The sequence below is a fragment of the Micromonospora sp. WMMA2032 genome (assembly GCF_002688545.1).
In the GTDB taxonomy this organism is placed as follows: Bacteria; Actinomycetota; Actinomycetes; order Mycobacteriales; family Micromonosporaceae; genus Micromonospora; species Micromonospora sediminicola.
Genome location: NZ_CP024052.1, coordinates 529,312 through 548,938 on the forward strand (window position 1 = coordinate 529,312; position 19,627 = coordinate 548,938).

Genomic DNA, 19,627 nt, shown 5'->3' on the forward strand with positions numbered 1-19,627 from the left:
GTGCCCGACCCGCGCGCCGAGACCGACCCGGCCGGCCGTACCCCCGTTCCCGCCGCGCCCGCCGCCGGCCCGACCACCTGGAGGAACCGATGACCGTCGCCCCCGACCGCCCGCTCGCCAGCGAGATCACCGACATCCTGGTGACGCACTGCGGCCTGGACCCCGACGCCGCCGCCAGCACCCCGGCCGCGAGCCTGGAGGAGCTGGGCATGGACTCCCTGGCGCTGCTCGAGCTCTCCGCGGTCGTGGCCGACCGGTGGCGGGTGAAGATCCCCGAACAGGCCGGCCAGCTCAGCATCGCCGGCGTCGCCGACCTGGTGGCCCGCAGGGCGGACCCGCCCGGGCACACCGAGAACGCGATCGACATCGACGCACCGCTGCCGTTGGTCTGGGACATCACCAACGACGTGGCCCGGTGGACCGAGCTGTTCACCGAGTACGCGCTGGTGGAGATCCTGCACGCGGAGGGGGACACGGTCCGCTTCCGGCTCACCATGCACCCGGACGAGAACGGCGTGGCGTGGAGCTGGGTCAGCGAGCGCACCGCCGACCCGGCGACCCGGCAGGTGCACGCCCGCCGCGTCGAGACCGGGCCGTTCGAGTACATGCGCATCCACTGGCGGTACGAGGAGGTCGACGGCGGCACCCGGATGACCTGGGTGCAGGACTTCGCGATGAAGCCCACCGCGCCGGTCGACAACGCCGGCATGACCGCACGGATCAACACCAACAGCAAGGTCCAGCTCGCCGTGATCAAGGAGCGGATCGAGCGGGCGCACGCGGGAGGCGCGCGATGACCGACATCACCACCGCCCGGGTATCCGTCCACGACGTGTCCGCCGACCGCCGTCGCGGCGGGGAGCTGCGGGTGCTGCTCGGCCCGAAGACCGTCGGCAGCACCTCCGGCTTCATGGGCGTGGCCGCGCTCGCGCCGGGGGAGCGGATCGCCGAGCACTACCATCCGTACAGCGAGGAGTTCCTCTACGTGGCGCGTGGCGCGATCACCGTCGACCTGGACGACGTCGAGGTGCCGCTGGCCGCCGGGGAGGCGCTCTACGTGCCGAAGTACGTGCGGCACCGGCTGCGCAACACCGGCGACGAGCCCGCCGAGGTGGTCTTCCACCTGGGGCCGCTCGCGCCCCGACCGGAACTCGGCCACGTCGACACCGAGAGCGCCGCCCCCCCACCACCGCGGGAGCCGTCGTGACCGGCCGGCGTACCGTGGTCACCGGCGTCGGCGTGGTCGCGCCCGGCGGCGCCACCCGGGACCGCTTCTGGAAGACCATCACCGAGGGGCGGACCGCCACCCGGCGGATCAGCTTCTTCGACCCGTCGCCGTTCCGCTCGCAGATCGCCGCCGAGTGCGACTTCGACCCGGACGCCGCCGGGATCACGCTGGCCGAGCGGCAGCGCGCCGACCGGTACGTGCAGTTCGCGCTCGCCTGCTCCGCCGAGGCGCTCGCGGACAGCGGGTTGACGCTCACCGACGCCGAGCGGGAGCGGGCCGGCGTGGTGCTCGGCACCGCCGTCGGCGGCACCATGGCCCTGGAGCAGGAGTACGTCCGGGTCAGCGACTCCGGCCGGCACTGGCTGGTCGACCACGCCCTCGGCGGGCCGTACCTCTACCAGGCGCTGGTGCCCAGCAGCCTGGCCGCCGACGTGGCCTGCCGGCACGGGCTGCACGGCCCGGCCCAGGTGGTCTCCACCGGCTGCACCTCCGGCATCGACGCGATCGGGTACGCCCACCAGCTCGTCGCCGACGGCGAGGCCGACGTGGTGCTCGCCGGGGCCGCCGACTCGCCGATCTCCCCGGTCACCGTCGCCTCGTTCGACGCGATCGGCGCGACCAGCCCGGACAACGACGACCCGGAGCACGCGTCCCGGCCGTTCGACGCCGACCGGCACGGGTTCGTCCTCGCCGAGGGCGCGGCGGTGCTGGTGCTGGAGGAGGCCGAGCACGCCCGCCGCCGGGGCGCGCACGTCTACTGCGAGGTCGCCGGCTACGCCAGCCGCAGCAACGGTTTCCACATGACCGGCCTGCGTCCGGACGGCGCCGAGATGGCGGTGGCCATCACCGACGCGCTGCGCCAGGCCCGGCTCGCCCCCTCGGCCGTGTCGTACGTCAGCGCGCACGGCTCCGGCACCCGGCAGAACGACCGGCACGAGACGGCGGCGTTCAAGCGGGCGCTCGGCCCGGCCGCGTACCGGGTGCCGATCAGCTCGATCAAGTCGATGGTCGGGCACTCGCTCGGCGCGATCGGCTCGATCGAGATGGCCGCCTGTGCGCTGGCCATCGAGTACGGCGTGGTTCCGCCGACCGCCAACTGGGCCACCCGCGACCCGGAGTGCGACCTGGACTACGTGCCGAACGAGGCCCGGGAGGTGCCGGTGGACGTGGCGTTGTCGGTGGGCAGCGGCTTCGGCGGCTTCCAGTCCGCGATGGTGTTCCGCCGGCTTGCGGTGACCCAGTCATGACGGCGCGGGCGGTGGTGACCGGCATCGGCGTGGTTGCGCCGAGCGGCGTCGGCACGGACGCGCACTGGTCCACCGTGCTGGCCGGCACCCGGCGCACCGGCCCGATCACGCTGTTCGACCCGGCGCGCTACCCGACCCGGGTGGCCGGCGAGGTGGCCGACTTCGACCCGGCCGGGTTCACCGACCCCCGGCAGCGGGTGCAGACCGACCGCTGGACCCACCTCGGCTTCGCCGCCACCCGGCTGGCGCTGGCCGACGCCGGCCTGCCCGAGGTGTCACCCGACCCGTACGGCTGGGCGGTCACGCTGGCCAGCTCGTCCGGCGGGAACCTGTTCGGGCAGCGGGAGCTGCAACGGCTCTGGGGCGGCCCGACCCGCACGGTCGGGGCGTACCAGTCGATCGCCTGGTTCTACGCGGCCAGCGTCGGGCAGCTGTCGATCCGGCACCAGTTCAAGGGGCCGTCCGGGGTCACCGTGTCCGAGTCGGCCGGCGGGCTGGACAGCCTGGCGCACGCGGTGCGCACCATCCGCCGGGGCACGCCGGTGGTCGTCGCCGGGGCGACCGAGTGCCCGCTGAGCCCGTACGCGCTCGCCTGCCAACTGCGCTCCGGCCTGCTCAGCGACGTCGCCGACCCGGAGCGCGCGTACCGGCCGTTCGACGCCGCGGCCAGCGGGTACGTGCCGGCCGAGGGCGGCGCGGTGTTCGTGGTGGAGGAGCTGGGGCACGCGCTGGGCCGGGGCGCGCGGATCTACGGGGAGATCACCGGCTGGGCGGCCACCCACGATGCCGCCCCCACCGACCCGGAGGCCGGACCCGACCCGACCCACTACGCCCGGGCGCTGCGCCTGGCCCTGGACCGGGCCGCGGTCCGTCCGCACGACGTGGACGTGATCTGGCCGGACGCGCTCGGTGTGCCGGCGTACGACCGGGCCGAGGCGAGCGCGCTGCGGGCCGTGTTCGGCGACCGGACCCCGCCGGTGACCACGCAGAAGCCGTTGACCGGCCGGGCCCACCAGGGCGGGTCGGCGCTGGACGCGGCCACCGCGCTGCTGGCGTTCCAGCGGGGCGTGCTGCCCGTCTCCGCCGGCCCGGACGACCCGGCGCCCGGGTGCGAGCTGACCTTCCTGCGCGAGCCCCGCCGGCCGCGCAGCCGGATCGCGCTGGTCGGCGCGCGCGGCTTCGACGGGTTCAACAGCGCGCTGGTGCTGCGCGGCGCCGCGCCCCCGCCGACCGGGGAGGGCTGACCGGGCAGTCCGGTCCGGTGTGCCGGGTCACGACGGCCGCGCCGCCAGGTAGGCCGTCTTGGCGTCGCCGGAGAACCCGCAGGCCCGGTAGAAGGCGTGGGTCACGGGCCGGCGTGACCCGGTCATGAGCATCGCCTTGTAACAACCGGCGTCCCAGGCGGCCTGGAGCGTGCCGGCCATGATCCGCTTGCCCAGACCGGTGCCGCGCCGCGACTCGTCGACGACGACGTTCTCGATGACCGCGTAGGGGGACGCCGATCGGCTGATGTTCGGGATCACGTTGAGGTACGTGGTGGCGACGACGGCACCGTCCAGGTCGAGCACGAACAGGTGCAGCCCCGCGGTGGCCAGGATCCGCGCGAAGGCCCGCGCGTCGGAGCCGTCGGTCAGGTGCGGGTCGTCGGGGTTCAACTGCCGGTAGAGGCGGACGATCTGCGCGAAGTCGCTGTGCCGGGCCACACGGAACATGCCCCGAGCGTAGCCATCGGCCGGACCGCGACGCACTGCGCGCAGCACAGCGTCGGGCGGCCGGCGGGCTACCTTGCCGGCGTGCGTCCGATCCTGCCTGTCCGATCGATCCTGGGCAATCCACCAGCCGCTGTTTTGGATCTAGCCATTTGCATCTGGCGATGCCGAGAAGGGCCGCCGTAGGGTTCCGTCAGCACCCCGAAAGACGTACCCGGTGGGCGGATCCGCCCACATCGAGGCTGGGCGGTGGCCGGTCGTGAGTGCACATCCCGTGGCGGACGATCCCGCGTCGACGACGGTGGACTGGGTGGACGACATCCTGTTCACCGGCCGCGACACCGACGTGTGTCTCCGCCTGCCGGAGCCGGTCGACAAGGGCACGCTGCGTCGCCTCGTCGGCGAGGCGCAGGCCCGCCTGACCGGGGCCGGGCTGCGTCCGGGCGGCGCCGCGGCGCTGCGCCTGCCGCCCTCCCTGGCGTACGTGGCGCACCTGCTGGCCACCTGGCGCGCCGGCGGCCAGGCTGTGCTGCTCGACCACCGGCTCACCGACCACGAGGTCGACCGGGCCCTGCGCCGGCTCACCCCGCAGGTGGTGGTCGCGCCGGTCCGCACCGGCGGCGGCGCGCTGCGCGTCTTCGTCGACGTCACCGCCGGCGTCACGTCCTACTCCGACCGTCCCGCCGGCAGCCCGCACGCGGTGATCCAGCTCAGCTCCGGCTCCACCGGCCCGTCCAAGGTGATCGGCCGCACCGCCGCCGACCTGGTCGCCGAGGTGCGCCGCTACACCCGGATCGACGGCGTCGCGCTGCCCGGCGAACGGATCATCCTGCTGCCGTCCATGGTGCACGTGCTCGGCCTGGTCGGCGGCCTGCTCTACGGCCTGCACGCCGGGGTCGAGCTGTGCCCGCCGGAGCGGCTCGGCGGCGACGCGATCCTCGCCGCGGTCGCCGCCCAGGACACCCCGGCCACCGTGCTCGGCGTGCCGTTCCACATCGGACTGCTCGCCTCCACCGTGCCCACCGGCCCGCTGCCGCAGCTGCGTCGCATGACCACCGGCGGCGAACTGGTCCCGGCCGCGGTCGCCCGGGCCTTCACCGACCGGTACGGCGTCCCCCTGGGCAACATGTACGGGATGACCGAGGTCGGGGTCATCGGCACCGACCTGTACGGCGCGCACCGCCCCGCCGTCGCCCCCGCCCCCGGCATCGAGGTGCGGGAACGCGACGGCGAGCTGTGGGTCAGCTGCCCGGCCAACCCGTACGTCGGGCTCGCCGACCCGACCCGCTGGGCCGACGGCTGGCTGCACACCCGCGACGCCGGCGCGGTCGACCCCGGGACCGGGCTGGTCACCGTGCGGGGGCGGCTCGACTCGCAGGTGTCGGTCGGCGGCCTCAAGGTCGACCTCACCGAGGTGGAGGCCACCGTGGCCGGGCTGCCCGGCGTCACCGCCGCCGTGGTGGTCTGGGACGACGGGATCAGCGCCTACGTGCAGACCGACGGCACACCCACCGAGGAGACGCTGGACATCCTGCTCGCCGAGCGGCTGGCCGGGTTCAAGCGGCCCCGCACGCTGCACCTGCTCGAACAACTGCCCCGCACCACCACCGGGAAGCTGGTCCGCGCGGTGCCGGCCCTGCGGGAGGCGGCGTCGTGACCGGCCCGCTAGGCGAGCACCACCCCGACCGGCCCGGCGGCGCCGAGCACCGCGACCGCGAGCACCAGATCGTCCCCACCGGCGGGATGACCGACGCGCGCGTCCGGACGCCCGGGGACCGGCCACAGCTCGCCGCCGCCGTGCGGGGGCGGCATCCGGCGGCGCAGCCCGCCGCCGCGCAGCCCCCGACCGAGCGCCTTGCCGACCGCCTCCTTCGCCGTCCACAGGCGCAGGAAGTCCAGCTCCCGCCCGGTCTCGTCACGGGCCGCCAGCCAGTCCGCCTCGTCCGGGGCGTACCAGCGGCGGGCCAGGGACGTGGCGGGCAGCGGACGGCGCCGCTCCACGTCCACCCCGACCGGGCCGGCCGCCCGGGCGGCCACCACGACCACCCCGTCGACGTGGCTGACGCTGACCGGCAGCGTCCGCCCGTCGTCGGCGCGCACCTCCGGGCGCCCGCCGGGCCTCCGGTCCACCCCGATCCCCGCCTCGGGCCGGCCGAGCAACGCGCCACCCGCGCGCCTGAGCAGCCGCCGCGTCAGCTCCCGCTGGTCGCCGGTGGCACGGCCGGTCCACACGTACACGGTGTCCCGACCGGGCACCGGTAGCTGGTTCACGGAAAGAGGTTAACCCCATGCGCGACGAGGTCCGCACCTTCGTCATCGAGCAACTGGCCGACATGAACTACGACGTCGAGGACCTCGACGACGACACCACCCTGGGCCCCTCCGGCGTCGACCTGGAGTCGCTGGCCCTGGCCGACCTCGCGGTCCGGGTCGAGGACCGCTACGGCCTGAAGTTCGCCGACGACGAGTCGGAGAAGCTGGCCCTGATGACGGTCGGCGAGTTCACCACCATGGTGGCCGACCGCGCGGCCGCCGACGGCGACGACTCCTGATGTCCGGTCGGCCCGACCTGGGGCGAGCTGACCTGGTGAGCATGCTCGCCGAACTGACCGCGAAACCCGTCGACCGGGTGCCCGACCGGATCGGCTCGATGGAGCTGGCCTGGCTGGTCCACCTCGTCGAGCAGCGCTACGACCGCCGGCTGGAGCTGAGCGACGACCAGCTCGCCGGCATCCGCACCGTCGACGACGCGTTGGCGATGTTCCGCAGCTCGCTGACCGCTCCCGCAGATGGCTGAGCGGGAGACCGTACGGATCACCGGCACGCACGCGCTCAGCGCCCTCGGCAGGGGCGCCGACGCGCTGCTGTCCGGGGTGCTCTCCGGCGCCCCGGCGTTCGGGCCGGTGCGCCGCTTCGACACCACCGGCCGCCGGGTCACCGTGGCGGCCACCCTGCCGGAGGTCGGCACGCTCGCCGCCGAACTCACCGACGCGATCGACGCCGCCGCCCGGGCCGCCGGGCTGGGCCGGGCCGACCGGGCCGGGTCCGCCCTGTTCCTGGCCACCCACGGCGGGCCGCACTCGCTGCCCGTACCCCTGGGGCGGGACGAGCCGACGGTGCCGGCGCTCGCCGGTCACCTGGCCGCCCACTGCGGGCTCGGCGGGCCCACCCGGATCTACACCACCGCCTGCGTCTCGGCCAGCACCGCGGTCGCCGACGCGGCCACGCTGATCCACCGCGGCGACCTGGACCGGGTCGTGGTCGCGGCCGGCTACCTGGTCGAACCCGACCAGTACGCGCTCTTCGACGCCGGCCGGGCGCTCGCCGCCGACGGCGCGGTCCGGCCGTTCAGCGCCGGCCGCACGGGGCTGCTGCTCGGCGACGGGGTGGCCGCGGTGGTGCTGGAGTCGGCGGGCGCCGCGGCCCGGCGGGACGCCGAGACGCTCGCGACGGTGGCCGGGTGGGGCCGGGCGGGGGACGCGTACCACCCGTGCCAGCCGCATCCGGACGGGACCGGGCTGGCCCGGGCGGTCGAGGCGGCGCTGCGCCGGGGCGGGCTGCCCCCGGACGCGGTCGGCTACGTCAACGCCAACGCCACCGGCACCCCGTTCAGCGACGCCTCCGAGGCGGCGGCGCTGACCCGGGTGTTCGGCGCGGACGCCGGCCGGCTGCCGGTCAGCTCCACCAAGTCGGTGCACGGGCACGCGCTGGAGGCGTCCGGTCTGCTGGAACTGCTGGTCACCGTGCTGGCCCTGCGGCACGGCAAGCTGCCGGTCACCGCCGGCTGGCTCGGCCGCGACCCGCAGTGCCCGCTGGACGTCATCCGCGACGCACCCCGCCCCGCGCGTACCGCACACGCCCTGACCCTCAACGCCGCCTTCGGCGGCGCCAACACGGCCCTCCTGGTGAGCACCTCATGACCGCCCCCACTCCCACCCCCCACCCTGGCTCCCCGCGATCTTGCACTTCCGGCCCCGGCGAAACGGGCACAACGCCCGCCGAGGGGGCACCAACCGCAAGATCGCGCAACGACGGGGTGGTGGTGCTCGCGGAGGCGCGGTGGCCCGAGGCGGGGGACGGGGGTGCGGGGCCGGCGGGGGTGCCGGGGTTCGTGCACTCGCCGTTCGCGCCGCTGGTGGCGGCGGTGGCCGAGCGGTGCCTCGCGCGGCGGTACGGGGACGGGCCGCTGCCACCGGGCAACCGGACGGCGGTGGTGCTGGTCAGCACCGGCGGGGACTCCGCCAGCGCGGCGCACGTGCGCGCCACGGTGGCCGCCGGTGGGCGGGTCGGGCCGCTGTTCTTCTTCCAGTCGGTGCCGAACAGCGTGGCCGGGCACGTCGCGGTGCGCCGGGGACTGGACGGGCCGGTGGTGTGCCTGAGCCCCACGGGGGACCCACGGGCCGCGGGTGAGGCCGAGGCGGACCTGCTGCTGCACGACGGCGACGCCGCGCAGGCGTTGCTGATCCTGATCGAACTGGCACCGGACGGCACGTCGGGCGAGGCGACCGCGGTGCTGCTGGGGGAGGAGACACGTCAATGAGGACGAAGGGACTGCGCGGCGCGCTCGCGGCCGACGCCGAGCTGGGCGCGGGCAACGTGCTCGCCCGGGTGCTGGCCCACGGCGCCGACCCGGACGGCCCGGGGCTCACGTTCGACACCGAGGTGGACGGCCACCCGGCCGAGACCCCGCTGACCCTGGGCCAGCTCGACCGGATGGTCGCCGCCCGGGCGGCCTGGCTGCACGAGCGCGGGGTGACGCCACGCGACCCGGTCGCCGTCTGGGCCGGCACCGCCGCCGACATGGTGCTGTCGTTCCTGGCGCTGACCCGTCTCGGCGCGATCCCCGCGCTGATGAACGGCAGGCTGCGCCCGGAGATCGCCGCCGAGTACATCCGCCGGCTGCGGGCCGCCGGGGTGCTCGCCGACGCCGAACGGGCCACCGCCCTGGCCGGCCACGACCTGGGCGCACCGATGCTCGGCGAGCCGGCGCGGGCCGGCGCCGGCGACCCGGCCGCCGCGCCCGCGCACTACCGGCACCACCCGGACGACCCGATCGTGATCACCCACACCTCCGGCACCACCGGCGTGCCGAAGGCGGTGCTGCACTCGCACGCCAGCCTGTTCGCCGCCACCCGGCACCTGCTGTCCATGCCGCAGGCGCAGGGCACCACCCGCATCCTCAACGCGTTGCCCGCCCCGCACACCGCCACCGTGCTCATGGTCAACCAGGCGCTGGGCAACCGGGCCCAGATGTACCTGCTGTCCGAGCAGGGCGGCGAACGGGTGCTGGACGCGATCCAACGCTGGCGGCCCGACGGCGTGTTCGGGTTCTCCGTCACCTGGGCCGAGCTGGCCCGCTTCGACCTGTCCGGCTACGACCTGGACTCGGTGCGGCTGTGGTTCAACACCGGCGACTGCTCGCACGAGCCGCACGTACGGCGGCTGGTCGCGGTCGGCTCGCGGGACGTGGTCACCCGCGAGGGCGTGACCCGGGTGCCCGGGTCGGTCTTCATCGACGGGCTCGGCTCCAGCGAGATGGGGCACTCCATGTTCCACGTCACGCACACCGTCGACACCAACCGGTACGGGCGCTGCGTCGGCCGGCCGTACCGGTTCACGACGGTGGCCGTGCTCGACGCCGAGGGCAACGAACTGCCCGCCGGTCAGGTCGGCTGGCTGGGCATCGACTCGCCGTCGCTGTTCCGCGGCTACTGGAACGATTCGGTCACCACCTACCGGTTCCGGCTGCGCGGCTGGTACCTCACCGGCGACCTGGTGTACGCCGACGACGACGGCCGCTACTACCACCTGGACCGGGCGGTCGACTCGGTCGAGGTCGGCGACGGGAAACGGTTCTTCACGGCGCTGTCCGAGGAGCGGATCCTCGCCGCCTGCGCCGACGTCACCGACTGCACGGTGGTGATCGTCAAGGCGGACGACGGCACGGTCACCACCGACGTGCTGCTGGAGTTGGCCGCCGGGGCCGACCCGGACGCGGACCGCACCGCGCGGATCCGCGCCGCGCTCGGCCCGGACGTGGCCGCCACGCTGCGCCGGGTGGTGCCGGTCCGCGCCGACGACATCCCGGTCACCGTCACCGGCAAGGTCCGCAAGGTGGCGCTGCGGGAGCGCTACCTGACCCAGGCCCCGTCGTGACCGCGCTGATCACCGGCATGGGGCTGTTCACCCCGGCCGGGCGGGGCGTCGAGGAGACGTTCGCGGGGCTGCTGTCCGGCCGCTCCGGGCTGCGTCGCCCACCCGAGGGCCACCCGGCGCGGGACAGCCTGGAGGTCGCCGGGGTGCTGCCGGAGATCGACCCGCGCACCGTCGCGTCCGGGCCGGAGACCAGGGTGCTCGACCGGATCGTGCTGCTCGCCCTGATCACCGCGGCCGAGGCGCTCGCCGACGCCGGCATCGAGGTGGGGCGCGACGTCGACCCGGACCGGATCGGGGTGATCATCGGCGGTGTCGGCGGGATGTCCACCCTGGAGAGCCAGGTCCTGGCCCGGGCCGCGCGCGGCCGGGCGGCGGTCAGCCCGTACCTGCTCACCGGGATCCTGCCGAACATGCCCTCGGCCCGCGTCGCGATCGCGCACGGCATCCGCGGCTACAGCTCGGCGGTGGGCACGGCCTGCGCCTCCGGCGCCCAGGCCGTCGCCGACGGGGTACGCCTCATCCGCGCCGGCGAGGCCGACGTGGTGGTGTGCGGGGCGAGCGAGGCGCCGCTGTTCGGCACGTTCGCCGACACGTTCGGCAACGCCCGGGCGCTGGCCCGCGGCTGGGACGAACCCACCGAGGCGAGCCGGCCGTTCGACAAGCGGCGCAACGGGTTCGTGCTGGCCGAGGGCGCGGCGCTGCTGGTGCTCGAACGGGCCGGGCACGCCGCCGCCCGGGGCGCGACCGGCTACGCCGAGGTCGCCGGCTACGGGGTGAACACCGACGCCTACCACCCGACCGCGCCCCGGCCCGACGGCGCGGGCGCCGCCGCGTGCATGCGTCGGGCGCTGGCCGGCGCCGGTGTCGGGCCGGACGACGTCGGTTACGTCAACGCCCACGGCACCGGCACGAAACGCGGAGACGTCGCCGAGACCACCGCGCTGGCCGAGGTGTTCGGCGTCGGCGCGGTGGCGGTCAGCTCCACCAAGGCGCTCACCGGACACCTGCTCGGCGCCTCCGGGGTGCTGGAGGCCGCGGTCACCGCGCTGGCGCTCGGGCGCGGCCTGCTGCCGCCCACCTACCACCTGGACGACCCGGACCCGGAGTGCGAGGCGGACCACGTCCGCGCCGCGCCCCGGCCCACCCGGACCGACCACGCGCTGACGAACTCGTTCGGGTTCGGCGGCCAGAACGTCAGCCTGCTGCTGCGCCGGCTCCCGGAGCCGGCCCGCCGGGCCGCCACCCCGGTCGCCGCCGGCTGACCGTACTCCATCCCGGGCGTCCGCCCGGGTCGTGATCACGGGGGGAACAGGGGGAAACCCGTCCATGCACATCAACGGCATCGACCATCTCGAACTGTACGTGGGGGACGCCCGGCAGGCGGCCTTCTACTTCGACACCGCGGTCGGGTTCCGGCTGCGCGGTCAGGGCGGACCGGAGACCGGGCTGGCCGGGCAGCGTTCGCTGCTGCTGGCCCAGGCCGGCATCCGGCTGCTGCTGACCACCGGCCTGTCCGCCGAGCACCCGGCCGCCACCTACGTGCACCGGCACGGCGACGGCATCGCGGTGGTCGCGCTGGCCGTCGACGACGCCGCCGGGGCGTACGCGGAGCTGGTGGCCCGGGGTGCGACCGGGGTGACGCCACCGCGGACCTTCACCGACGGGAACGCCGAGGTGGTGCTCGCCGAGGTCGGCGGCTTCGGCGACGTGCTGCACCGGCTCGTCGAGCGGCGCGGTGACCACGACGTGTTCCTGCCCGGCGCGATCGAGCCGGTGGCCGCCCCGGACGGCGACGCGCTGCTGGCCGAGGTCGACCACCTGGCGGTCTGCGTGCCACCCGGGCAGCTCGACGAGACGGTCGCGCACTACGAGAAGGTGTTCGGCTTCGCCGAGATCTTCACCGAACACATCGAGGTCGCCGGCCAGGCGATGAACTCCAAGGTGGTGCAGAGCCCGTCCGGGCAGGTCACCTTCGTGCTGCTGGAGCCGGACACGGGTGCCCGGGCCGGGCAGATCGAGGACTTCCTGCGCTGGCACGCCGGCGCCGGGGTGCAGCACCTGGGGCTGCGCACCGACGACATCGTCACCGCGGTCGGCGCGCTCGCCGGCCGGGGGGTGCGGTTCGCCCGCACGCCCGGCGCCTACTACGACCACCTGGAACAGCGGGTCGGTCGGCTGGACGCGCCGGTGGACCGGCTGCGGGAGCTGAGCATCCTGGTCGACTCCGACCACGACGGGCAGCTCCTGCAGATCTTCACCGAGTCGATGCACGTGCGCCGCACCCTCTTCCTCGAACTCATCGAGCGGCGCGGGGCGCGCACCTTCGGCAGCGGCAACATCAAGGCGCTCTACGAGGCCAAGGAACGCGAACTGACCGCGGCGGGGGCGATCCCCGCCGCCGCGGCCGGAGGAGGGGTTGGAGCATGACCACCATCGATCCCGGGTTGACCGCCGAGGAGGAGGCGTTGCTGCCCTCCGACGACGACGTCCGGCACTACGCCGAGCACGGCTGGTACCTGTCGAAGAAGCTGCTCACCGACGACGAGGTGGACGAGCTGGTCGCCGCCACCGACCGCTACTACGCCGGGGAACGCGACCGGCGGCTGCCGGTGCGCCCGCCGAAGCTCGCCTACTGGGAGCCGTCGAAGGGCGACGTGCAACGGCACAACGACTACGTGCACCACGAGCACGACGGCATCGCCCGGATCCTGCGCAAGCCGCTGATCGGGGCGGTCGCCGCCCGGCTCGCGCGGGCTTCCGAGATCCGGATCTTCCAGTCGACGCTGATCTGGAAGCCGCCGATCGCCGGCGAGCCGTCCAACATCGTGCCCTGGCACTTCGACAAGCACTACTGGGCGTCCTCGTCGTCGGAGCACATGCTCACCGCGTTCATCCCGTTCCACGACTGCGGCGAGGAGATGGGCACCATCACCATGGTCGACGGCTCGCACCGCTGGCGGGAGATCGGCGCCGACGACACCGTGGTCCGGCACTTCGCCGACCGGGACCGCGGCCAGCTCGAGGCGATGCTCGCCGAGAACGCGGCCCACAACCACGCCGAGATCCGCAAGATCCCGATGGTGATCCCCAAGGGACACATGAGCTTCCACCACTGCCGCACCTACCACGGAAGCGGCGCGAACGTCAGCGGGCGGCCCCGGCGGGCGATCTCGCTGCACCTGCAGGACGGCGACAACGCCTGGCGGGAGTATCCGCTCTCCGACGGCACGCTCGCCGCGTACAACCACGACGTGCTGGTCCGCCGCACCCACGAGGGGCGGCCGGACTACGCGGACCCCGATTACTGCCCGGTCATCTGGCGCGACCGCGCCCAGCAGGGAGGCTGACAATGTCACGGTACGACTGGGGTAGGACGCACCCGGGCATCGAGCGGCTGGAGCGGGCGGTGACCGAGCGCCGCGACGTGGTGGTCAAGCACCCGCTCTACGCCAACCTGGACACCCACGACGCGCTCGTCACGTTCATGGAGCACCACGTCTTCGCGGTCTGGGACTTCATGTCCCTGCTGAAGTCCTTGCAGCGCCAGCTGACCTGCGTCACCGTGCCGTGGATCCCGACCGGCCCGACCGGCAGCCGCCGCCTGATCAACGATATCGTCATGGTCGAGGAGAGCGACGAGCTGGGCGAGGGCTACATCAGCCACTTCGAGCTGTACGTGCGGGGCATGACCGAGGCCGGCGCGGACACCACGGCGGTGGAGAAGCTGGTCGACCTGCTGCGGGCCGGCCGGCCGGTGACCGAGGCGCTCGGCGCGGCCGGCGTGCCGGCCCCGTCGGCGGCGTTCGCCGGCACCACCTGGCGGATCATCGAGACCACCCCGGTGCACTGCCAGGCGGCCGCGTTCGCGTTCGGCCGGGAGGACCTCATCCCGGAGATGTTCACCCAGGTCGTCGCCGTCAACGAGCGCAGCAACCGGCTGAACACGTTCGTCGACTACCTGGAGCGGCACATCGAGGTCGACGGGGAGCAGCACACCCCGATGGCCATGCAGATGCTCGCCGACCTGTGCGGCGACGACGACACGAAGTGGCAGGAGTGCGCGGACACGGTGAACGCCGCGCTGACCGCCCGCGCCCGCCTCTGGGACGACATCCTCGCCGCGATCAAGGAGGGCCGTCCGGCGTGACCGACTCCGACCCGGTCCGGCTCTACCGGACGGTCCGGCTGATCCGCCGCTTCGAGGAGCGGGCGATCGAGCTGGTCGACTCCGGGGAGATCGTCGGCGGCATCCACCCGTACCTCGGGCAGGAGGGGGTGGCCGCCGGGGTCTGCGCGGAGCTCGCCGCCGACGACCTGGTCACCGGTACCCACCGCGGGCACGGGCACGTGCTGGCCAAGGGCGCCGACCCGGCCCGGATGCTGGCCGAGCTGTGCGGCCGGGTCACCGGGCTCAACCGGGGCCGGGGCGGGTCGATGCACGCCGCCGACTTCGGCGTCGGTGTGCTCGGCGCCAACGCCATCGTCGGGGCCGCCGGCGCGATCCTCACCGGTGCGGTGTGGGAGCGCCGGCGGCGCGGCGCCGACATCGTCGGCGCGACGTTCTTCGGCGACGGCGCGGTCAACGAGGGCATGCTGCTGGAGGCGTTCAACCTGGCCGCGCTCTGGCGGGTGCCGGTGCTGTTCGTCTGCGAGAACAACGGCTGGGCCACCACCATGCCGGTCGCCGGCGCGGTCGCCGGCACGATCGGCGGCCGGGCCGCCGCGTTCGGCATGCCGGCGTCCGCCGTCGACGGGCAGGACCCCGAGGCGGTACGCGAGGTCACCGCCGCCGCCGTCGCGCGGATGCGCGCCGGCGGCGGCCCCGAGCTGATCGAGGCGCACACCCACCGGTTCGACGCCCACCACACCTTCGAACACCGGGTACGCCTCGACTACCGCCCGCCCGAGGAGGTGGCGGCCGGGCGCTCCCGGGACCCGGTCGACATCCAGGGCGCCCGGCTGCCCCCGGCGGTACGCGCCGAGGTCGACGCCGCCGTCGAGGCGGTCCTCGACGCGGCCGTCGACTTCGCGCTGGCCGGACCGCACCCCGACCCGGCGACCGCCCTGGACCACCTGTACGCCAGCGGGCTCACCGCCCGGACCGGAGGTGGCTGATGCCCCGGCTCTCCTACCGCAGGGCGCTCACCCGGGCGCTCGCCGACGAGATGACCCGCGACGAGTCGGTCGTGGTGCTCGGCGAGGACATCCGGGTGGCCGCCGCCAACGTCACCACCGGCCTGCTCAAGAGGTTCGGCCCGGACCGGGTCCGCGACACCCCGCTGTCCGAGCAGGCGTTCACCAGCTTCGCCACCGGCGCGGCGCTGGCCGGGGCCCGCCCGGTGGTGGAGTTCCAGATCCCGTCGTTGCTGTTCCTGGTCTTCGAGCAGATCGTCAACCACGCGCACAAGTTCCCGCTGATGACCGGCGGCCAGTGCGCGGTGCCGGTCACCTACCTGGTGCCCGGCTCCGGCTCCCGCACCGGCTGGGCCGGGCAGCACTCCGACCACCCGTACGCGCTGTTCGCCCACGTCGGGGTGACCACCGTGGTGCCGGCCACCCCGGCCGACGCGTACGGGCTGCTGGTCTCCGCGATCCGCTGCGACGACCCGGTGGTGGTCTTCGCGCCGGCCGGCGCGCTCGACCTGCGGGCGGACGTCACCGACCTCGTGCCGGTGCCGTTGGGCCGTGGCGTGGTCCGCCGGCCGGGTGACGACGTCACCGTGGTCGCCGTCGGGCACCTGGTGCACGACGCGCTCGCGGTCGCCGACGAGCTGGCCGACCAGGCGTCGGTGGAGGTCTTCGACCCCCGCACGCTGTACCCGTTCGACTGGGACGGGCTGGTGGACTCGGTGACCCGTACCGGGCGACTCGTCGTGGTCGACGACGGCAACCGGTCCTGCGGCATCGCCGGGGAGATCATCGCGACCGTGGTCGAGCGGGTCCGACTGGCCGCGCCACCCCGGCGCGTCACCCGGCCCGACGGTGCCGTGCTGCCGTTCGCGCCGGCCCTGGACCGGGCCGTGCAGCCCGGCCGGGACCAGCTCGCCGCCGCCATCCAACTGACCCTCAAGGACGGATGAACCATGGACCCGAACTACCCGTGGCCGCCGCTCGGCCAGGCGTGGACCGACCTGCCCGAGTCCACCCGCGCGGCGATGGTGGCGGCCGGCGCCGAGACGTGGGAGAAGATCTTCCACGGTCGGGCCACCTACAACAGGCAGTGGCGGCTGGCCCGCCCGCCGGTGCTCACCGCGGACGCGTTCGGCGAGCTGAACGAGGTCTGCGACCGGATCGCCCAGCTCATCCTGGAGGCGTGCCGGCGCCGCGCCGGCACCGCCGGTGAGCTGCGCCGGCTGCTCGACGTGCCGGAGGGGGAGACCCGCCTGCTCGACCCGGACGAGGCGCTGCACGACGGGCTGCTCGCCGCGTACCGCCCGGACGTGCTCTTCTCCGGCGGCGTGCCGTGCATCGTGGAGTACAACATCGACAGCAGCCTCGGCGGCGGCTTCGACGCCGACACGGTGATCCAGCGCTACGCGGAGCTGTACCGCTCGCGCGACCTGCTCGACGGCCTGCGGCCCGCGCCGTCCCTGCTGGACCAGCGGTTCGTGGCGATCCGGGACACGCTCGGCCTGCCCGAGGGCGCCCGGGTGGCGCTGCTGATGGACTTCGAGGCGGACTATCCCGGGCTGGACGACCCGGAGACGTTCATCCGTATCCTCTCGCCGCTGGTCGACCAGGCCCGGCCGTTCGGCATCGACCTGGTCATCGCCCCGCTCGCCACCGCCACGCTGGACGAGGAGAGTCGGCTCGTCGTCGGCGGCGCGCCGGTGGACGCGCTGTTCCGGTTGTTCGTGCCGAACCGGGTCACGCCCAGCGCCGGCCTGGACGCGGTGGCCGGCGCGCTGGCCGCCGGGACACTGCCGATGTTCGTCAGCAGCGCGGCCTGGCTGCTCAGCAACAAGCTCAACTACGCCTGGCTCTGGGCCGACCTCGACCTGCTGCCGGAGCCGGACCGGGCGCTGATCCGCCGTTACGTGCCGCACACCGTCGCGCTCACCGCCGACCAGCTCGACCGGGCGCTGGCCGGGCAGGCCGACCTGGTCGCCAAGCCGGCCGGCGGCTCGGCCGGGCACGGGGTGCTGATCGGCCGGGAGATGAGCGCGGTGGCCTGGGAGGACGGGGTGCGCGCCGCGATCGACGCGGGCGGCAACATCCTGCAGCGCTATCACGAGGCGGACCGGGTGGCGATGGACTTCGTGCAGATCGAGACCGGGGAGACGGTCACCGCCGAGGTGCCCTGGAGCCTCGCCCCCTACCTGTTCGGGCGCACCGGCTCCGGTGCGCTGGCCCGGGTCGGCTATCCCGGTTGCGAGGGCGTGCTCAACCTGGCCCGGGGTGTCCTCATGACCGGCGTTCTCCTCACCGACTGATCCCGCCGACGGCCGGGGTGGTGAAGAAGGCGGCCAGCGGGGTGGTGAGGGCCGGCGGGGCGACGGCGATGCCGTTGTGCGGGCTGCCGGGGACACGCAGCGTGCGGGCCCGGGGGAGGACGGTGGCCAGGAGGTCGTTGGTCTCGGTGAAGAACGGTGCGGCCTTGGCGCCGCTGATCAGCAGCGTCTCGGCGGTGATGCCGGCGTACTGCTCGGCCGGCCCCTCGTGGGCCACGATCTGGCGTGACTCGGCGAGCGTCATGCCCACCAGCGAACCCATCGTCCGGCCGACCTCGGTCCGCAGGAACGCACGGGTGAGGGCCGTGCGCACCGCCAGCGGAAGCCGGGACGCGGCGGACTGCGGGTTGACGGCGGCGGCCACGATCGCCAGGGCGCGGGCGGTGTCGCCGGCCCGGACGGCGGCGTCGGCCGGATCCAGGAACGCCGTCGACATGCCGTGGCCGTCGAGTCGCAGCGGGGCGTCGTAGACCGCGATCCGCTCCAGCGGCAGCCGCAACGCGGCGCGCAGCACCACGAACGCGCCGTAGCTGTGCCCGACCGCCCAGCGGGTGCCGGTGTGCGCGAGCACCGCGCCGAGGTCGTCGATCTCCTGCTCCACCGTGTACGGCTCGCGCCGTGGCGGCGCGTCCGCCCGACCTCGCCGGTTGTACAGGTGCACGGTGAACCGGTCGGCGAGCCGGGCGGCGAGGCGACGGTACTCCGCGATCGTCACCCCGCCGCCGTGCACCACCACGAGCCCCGGCCCGGTGCCCGTGGAGTGCACGACGATGCCCGCGCCGTCCGGCGCCGTGATCCGGTGCATGACTGTCCCCTCTCCGCCCGGCAAACTGCGAACGTCGTTTGCAGTTTACAGTGGGAGGGTGAGCGACGCATCCACCGGAGGGTCGATCTGGTCCCGGCCCCGGCGCGGCACCCGCGGCCCGACCCCGACGCACGGCCGGGACGAGATCGCCGCCGCCGCGGTCGCGCTGGCCGACGCCGGCGGGCTGGACGCCGTGTCGATGCGCGCGGTGGCCGGCGCGCTGGGCATGGCCGCCGGCTCGCTCTACCGGCACCTGTCCTCCCGCGACGACCTGCTGGACCTGATGGTCGACCGGTGCGTGGGAGAGTTGCGGCCGTACCCGACCGACGACGGGAGCTGGACCGACCAGTTCCTCCTGCTGGCCCGCCGCCAACTCGCGCTGCACCGTCGCCACCCGTGGCTGCCGGACGCGCTCGCCCGACCGGCGGTGCCCGGGCCGAACACGCTCGCCTACTTCGACGCCTGCCTGCGCATCCTGGCGCCGGTGCCGGCCGGCGTCGCCGCGAAGTTCGAAGCGATCGCCATGGTCACCGGCGTGGTCTCGCTCTTCGCCCGCAGCGCGGCGGCCACCGGCACGGTGACGTTCGACCACGTCGACCTGGCGGACTACCCGCACCTGGCGGCGGCGTTCGCCGCCCCCGCGCCGGCCCTGCCGCCCGGGGACGACCTGTTCGCCCGCACGCTGCGCGCGCTGCTCACCGGCCTCCTGACCGCCGACCGGCCCTGAGGTGCCCTGCCGGCCACCGACGGGCGGTTCCTGGTGTGCCCGACCGCGCCTGGTCGTGTCCGGTCTCGGTGGTGGCGTTCGGGTGGGGCGGCGTGATGCGTCTTCGACTGTCTTTCGAGGGGCGGTTCCTGGCGTGCCTGACCGCGCCTGGTCGTGTCCGGTCTCGGTGGTGGCGTTCGCGTCGGGCAGCGCGACGCGTTTCCACTGCCTTTCGAGCTGATATCAGAAACGACTCAGAGCGTGCCGGCCACGGGCGGATCCCGGCGACGGCGTCGGTGAGTCGTTGGTGATATCAGCTCGAAAG

The 19,627-nt window shown here is 74.6% G+C and carries 21 protein-coding genes; 18 read left to right on the top strand and 3 right to left on the bottom strand.

Translation table 11 applies throughout. The annotated features are described in order from the left end of the window. The first annotated feature begins 89 nt into the window (after positions 1 to 89). The 4 genes from CO540_RS02355 to CO540_RS02370 are packed head-to-tail and all read left to right on the top strand — an operon-like array spanning position 90 to position 3,719. Entirely contained in the window at positions 90 to 797 is a 708-nt protein-coding gene (locus CO540_RS02355) for an SRPBCC family protein (protein ID WP_099160717.1), read from the top strand. Then, on the top strand, positions 794 to 1,207 hold the full coding sequence (locus CO540_RS02360) for a cupin domain-containing protein (protein ID WP_099160718.1): 414 nt from the start codon (positions 794 to 796) through the stop codon (positions 1,205 to 1,207). The genes CO540_RS02355 and CO540_RS02360 overlap by 4 nt, the downstream gene beginning before the upstream one ends. Further along, the gene (locus CO540_RS02365; RefSeq protein WP_099160719.1) at positions 1,204 to 2,475 is read left to right on the top strand and encodes a beta-ketoacyl synthase; all 1,272 of its coding nucleotides are present in this window, start codon (positions 1,204 to 1,206) and stop codon (positions 2,473 to 2,475) included. Before CO540_RS02360 ends, CO540_RS02365 begins: the two co-directional genes overlap by 4 nt. Beyond that, the gene (locus CO540_RS02370) at positions 2,472 to 3,719 is read left to right on the top strand and encodes a beta-ketoacyl synthase N-terminal-like domain-containing protein (protein WP_099160720.1); all 1,248 of its coding nucleotides are present in this window, start codon (positions 2,472 to 2,474) and stop codon (positions 3,717 to 3,719) included. The genes CO540_RS02365 and CO540_RS02370 overlap by 4 nt, the downstream gene beginning before the upstream one ends. A gap of 27 nt (positions 3,720 to 3,746) precedes the next feature. Here the strand turns inward: CO540_RS02370 and CO540_RS02375 are convergent, their stop codons facing one another. Beyond that, complete coding sequence (locus CO540_RS02375) at positions 3,747 to 4,187, bottom strand: GNAT family N-acetyltransferase (RefSeq protein WP_099160721.1); 441 nt, start codon at positions 4,185 to 4,187, stop codon at positions 3,747 to 3,749. Positions 4,188 to 4,443: 256 nt separating this feature from the next. Here CO540_RS02375 and CO540_RS02380 point away from each other — a divergent pair, with 256 nt between their 5' ends. Next, positions 4,444 to 5,841 carry a class I adenylate-forming enzyme family protein gene (locus CO540_RS02380; protein ID WP_099160722.1) on the top strand — a complete coding sequence of 466 codons (1,398 nt, stop codon included), beginning with the start codon at positions 4,444 to 4,446 and terminating at the stop codon, positions 5,839 to 5,841. An 8-nt stretch (positions 5,842 to 5,849) separates the two neighbouring features. Here CO540_RS02380 and CO540_RS02385 read toward each other — a convergent pair whose 3' ends face one another. Further along, positions 5,850 to 6,455 carry a 4'-phosphopantetheinyl transferase superfamily protein gene (locus tag CO540_RS02385; RefSeq protein WP_099160723.1) on the bottom strand — a complete coding sequence of 202 codons (606 nt, stop codon included), beginning with the start codon at positions 6,453 to 6,455 and terminating at the stop codon, positions 5,850 to 5,852. 17 nt (positions 6,456 to 6,472) lie between these two features. Here CO540_RS02385 and CO540_RS02390 point away from each other — a divergent pair, with 17 nt between their 5' ends. From CO540_RS02390 to CO540_RS02445, 12 genes are all read left to right on the top strand, one after another. Beyond that, on the top strand, positions 6,473 to 6,736 hold the full coding sequence (locus tag CO540_RS02390) for an acyl carrier protein (protein ID WP_091574142.1): 264 nt from the start codon (positions 6,473 to 6,475) through the stop codon (positions 6,734 to 6,736). Continuing rightward, positions 6,736 to 6,981 (top strand): hypothetical protein, encoded by a 246-nt coding sequence (locus tag CO540_RS02395; RefSeq protein ID WP_099160724.1) that lies wholly within the window; start codon positions 6,736 to 6,738, stop codon positions 6,979 to 6,981. Before CO540_RS02390 ends, CO540_RS02395 begins: the two co-directional genes overlap by 1 nt. Beyond that, a complete protein-coding gene (locus CO540_RS02400) occupies positions 6,974 to 8,104 on the top strand; it encodes a beta-ketoacyl synthase (RefSeq protein ID WP_099160725.1) in 1,131 nt (376 codons plus the stop codon). The genes CO540_RS02395 and CO540_RS02400 overlap by 8 nt, the downstream gene beginning before the upstream one ends. A gap of 119 nt (positions 8,105 to 8,223) precedes the next feature. Next, the gene (locus CO540_RS02405) at positions 8,224 to 8,724 is read left to right on the top strand and encodes a beta-ketoacyl synthase chain length factor (protein WP_099164551.1); all 501 of its coding nucleotides are present in this window, start codon (positions 8,224 to 8,226) and stop codon (positions 8,722 to 8,724) included. Further along, a complete protein-coding gene (locus CO540_RS02410; protein ID WP_099160726.1) occupies positions 8,721 to 10,340 on the top strand; it encodes a class I adenylate-forming enzyme family protein in 1,620 nt (539 codons plus the stop codon). Before CO540_RS02405 ends, CO540_RS02410 begins: the two co-directional genes overlap by 4 nt. Beyond that, entirely contained in the window at positions 10,337 to 11,602 is a 1,266-nt protein-coding gene (locus tag CO540_RS02415) for a beta-ketoacyl synthase (RefSeq protein ID WP_099160727.1), read from the top strand. Before CO540_RS02410 ends, CO540_RS02415 begins: the two co-directional genes overlap by 4 nt. Before the next feature lie 64 nt (positions 11,603 to 11,666). Continuing rightward, positions 11,667 to 12,767, top strand: coding sequence for a 4-hydroxyphenylpyruvate dioxygenase (gene hppD, locus CO540_RS02420; RefSeq protein ID WP_099160728.1), 1,101 nt, complete (start codon positions 11,667 to 11,669; stop codon positions 12,765 to 12,767). Then, positions 12,764 to 13,687, top strand: coding sequence for a phytanoyl-CoA dioxygenase family protein (locus CO540_RS02425; RefSeq protein WP_099160729.1), 924 nt, complete (start codon positions 12,764 to 12,766; stop codon positions 13,685 to 13,687). Before hppD ends, CO540_RS02425 begins: the two co-directional genes overlap by 4 nt. Positions 13,688 to 13,689: 2 nt before the next feature. After that, the gene (locus CO540_RS02430) at positions 13,690 to 14,487 is read left to right on the top strand and encodes a DUF3050 domain-containing protein (protein WP_099160730.1); all 798 of its coding nucleotides are present in this window, start codon (positions 13,690 to 13,692) and stop codon (positions 14,485 to 14,487) included. Further along, a complete protein-coding gene (locus tag CO540_RS02435; RefSeq protein ID WP_099160731.1) occupies positions 14,484 to 15,455 on the top strand; it encodes a thiamine pyrophosphate-dependent dehydrogenase E1 component subunit alpha in 972 nt (323 codons plus the stop codon). The genes CO540_RS02430 and CO540_RS02435 overlap by 4 nt, the downstream gene beginning before the upstream one ends. Further along, positions 15,455 to 16,420, top strand: a complete 966-nt coding sequence (locus CO540_RS02440; protein WP_099160732.1) for an alpha-ketoacid dehydrogenase subunit beta — start codon at positions 15,455 to 15,457, stop codon at positions 16,418 to 16,420. The genes CO540_RS02435 and CO540_RS02440 overlap by 1 nt, the downstream gene beginning before the upstream one ends. A gap of 3 nt (positions 16,421 to 16,423) precedes the next feature. Further along, positions 16,424 to 17,773 (top strand): hypothetical protein, encoded by a 1,350-nt coding sequence (locus tag CO540_RS02445; RefSeq protein ID WP_099160733.1) that lies wholly within the window; start codon positions 16,424 to 16,426, stop codon positions 17,771 to 17,773. On the opposite strand, the gene CO540_RS02450 is transcribed toward CO540_RS02445, so the two are convergent. Then, entirely contained in the window at positions 17,763 to 18,596 is an 834-nt protein-coding gene (locus CO540_RS02450) for an alpha/beta fold hydrolase (protein WP_099160734.1), read from the bottom strand. The genes CO540_RS02445 and CO540_RS02450 overlap by 11 nt on opposite strands. A gap of 58 nt (positions 18,597 to 18,654) precedes the next feature. Between CO540_RS02450 and CO540_RS02455 the strand changes: the two genes are divergently transcribed. Continuing rightward, positions 18,655 to 19,323, top strand: coding sequence for a TetR/AcrR family transcriptional regulator (locus CO540_RS02455; RefSeq protein ID WP_253866378.1), 669 nt, complete (start codon positions 18,655 to 18,657; stop codon positions 19,321 to 19,323). Positions 19,324 to 19,627 lie beyond the last annotated feature (304 nt).

Bases quoted from the DNA above. Each gene is read 5' to 3' on its own strand.
- CO540_RS02355 (WP_099160717.1), top strand. From the start codon at position 90: ATGACCGTCGCCCCCGACCGCCCGCTCGCCAGCGAGATCACCGACATC.
- CO540_RS02360 (WP_099160718.1), top strand. From the start codon at position 794: ATGACCGACATCACCACCGCCCGGGTATCCGTCCACGACGTGTCCGCC.
- CO540_RS02370 (WP_099160720.1), top strand. From the start codon at position 2,472: ATGACGGCGCGGGCGGTGGTGACCGGCATCGGCGTGGTTGCGCCGAGC.
- CO540_RS02375 (WP_099160721.1), bottom strand. From the start codon at position 4,187: ATGTTCCGTGTGGCCCGGCACAGCGACTTCGCGCAGATCGTCCGCCTC.
- CO540_RS02390 (WP_091574142.1), top strand. From the start codon at position 6,473: ATGCGCGACGAGGTCCGCACCTTCGTCATCGAGCAACTGGCCGACATG.
- CO540_RS02395 (WP_099160724.1), top strand. From the start codon at position 6,736: ATGTCCGGTCGGCCCGACCTGGGGCGAGCTGACCTGGTGAGCATGCTC.
- CO540_RS02400 (WP_099160725.1), top strand. From the start codon at position 6,974: ATGGCTGAGCGGGAGACCGTACGGATCACCGGCACGCACGCGCTCAGC.
- CO540_RS02410 (WP_099160726.1), top strand. From the start codon at position 8,721: ATGAGGACGAAGGGACTGCGCGGCGCGCTCGCGGCCGACGCCGAGCTG.
- hppD (WP_099160728.1), top strand. From the start codon at position 11,667: ATGCACATCAACGGCATCGACCATCTCGAACTGTACGTGGGGGACGCC.
- CO540_RS02425 (WP_099160729.1), top strand. From the start codon at position 12,764: ATGACCACCATCGATCCCGGGTTGACCGCCGAGGAGGAGGCGTTGCTG.
- CO540_RS02430 (WP_099160730.1), top strand. From the start codon at position 13,690: ATGTCACGGTACGACTGGGGTAGGACGCACCCGGGCATCGAGCGGCTG.
- CO540_RS02440 (WP_099160732.1), top strand. From the start codon at position 15,455: ATGCCCCGGCTCTCCTACCGCAGGGCGCTCACCCGGGCGCTCGCCGAC.
- CO540_RS02445 (WP_099160733.1), top strand. From the start codon at position 16,424: ATGGACCCGAACTACCCGTGGCCGCCGCTCGGCCAGGCGTGGACCGAC.
- CO540_RS02450 (WP_099160734.1), bottom strand. From the start codon at position 18,596: ATGCACCGGATCACGGCGCCGGACGGCGCGGGCATCGTCGTGCACTCC.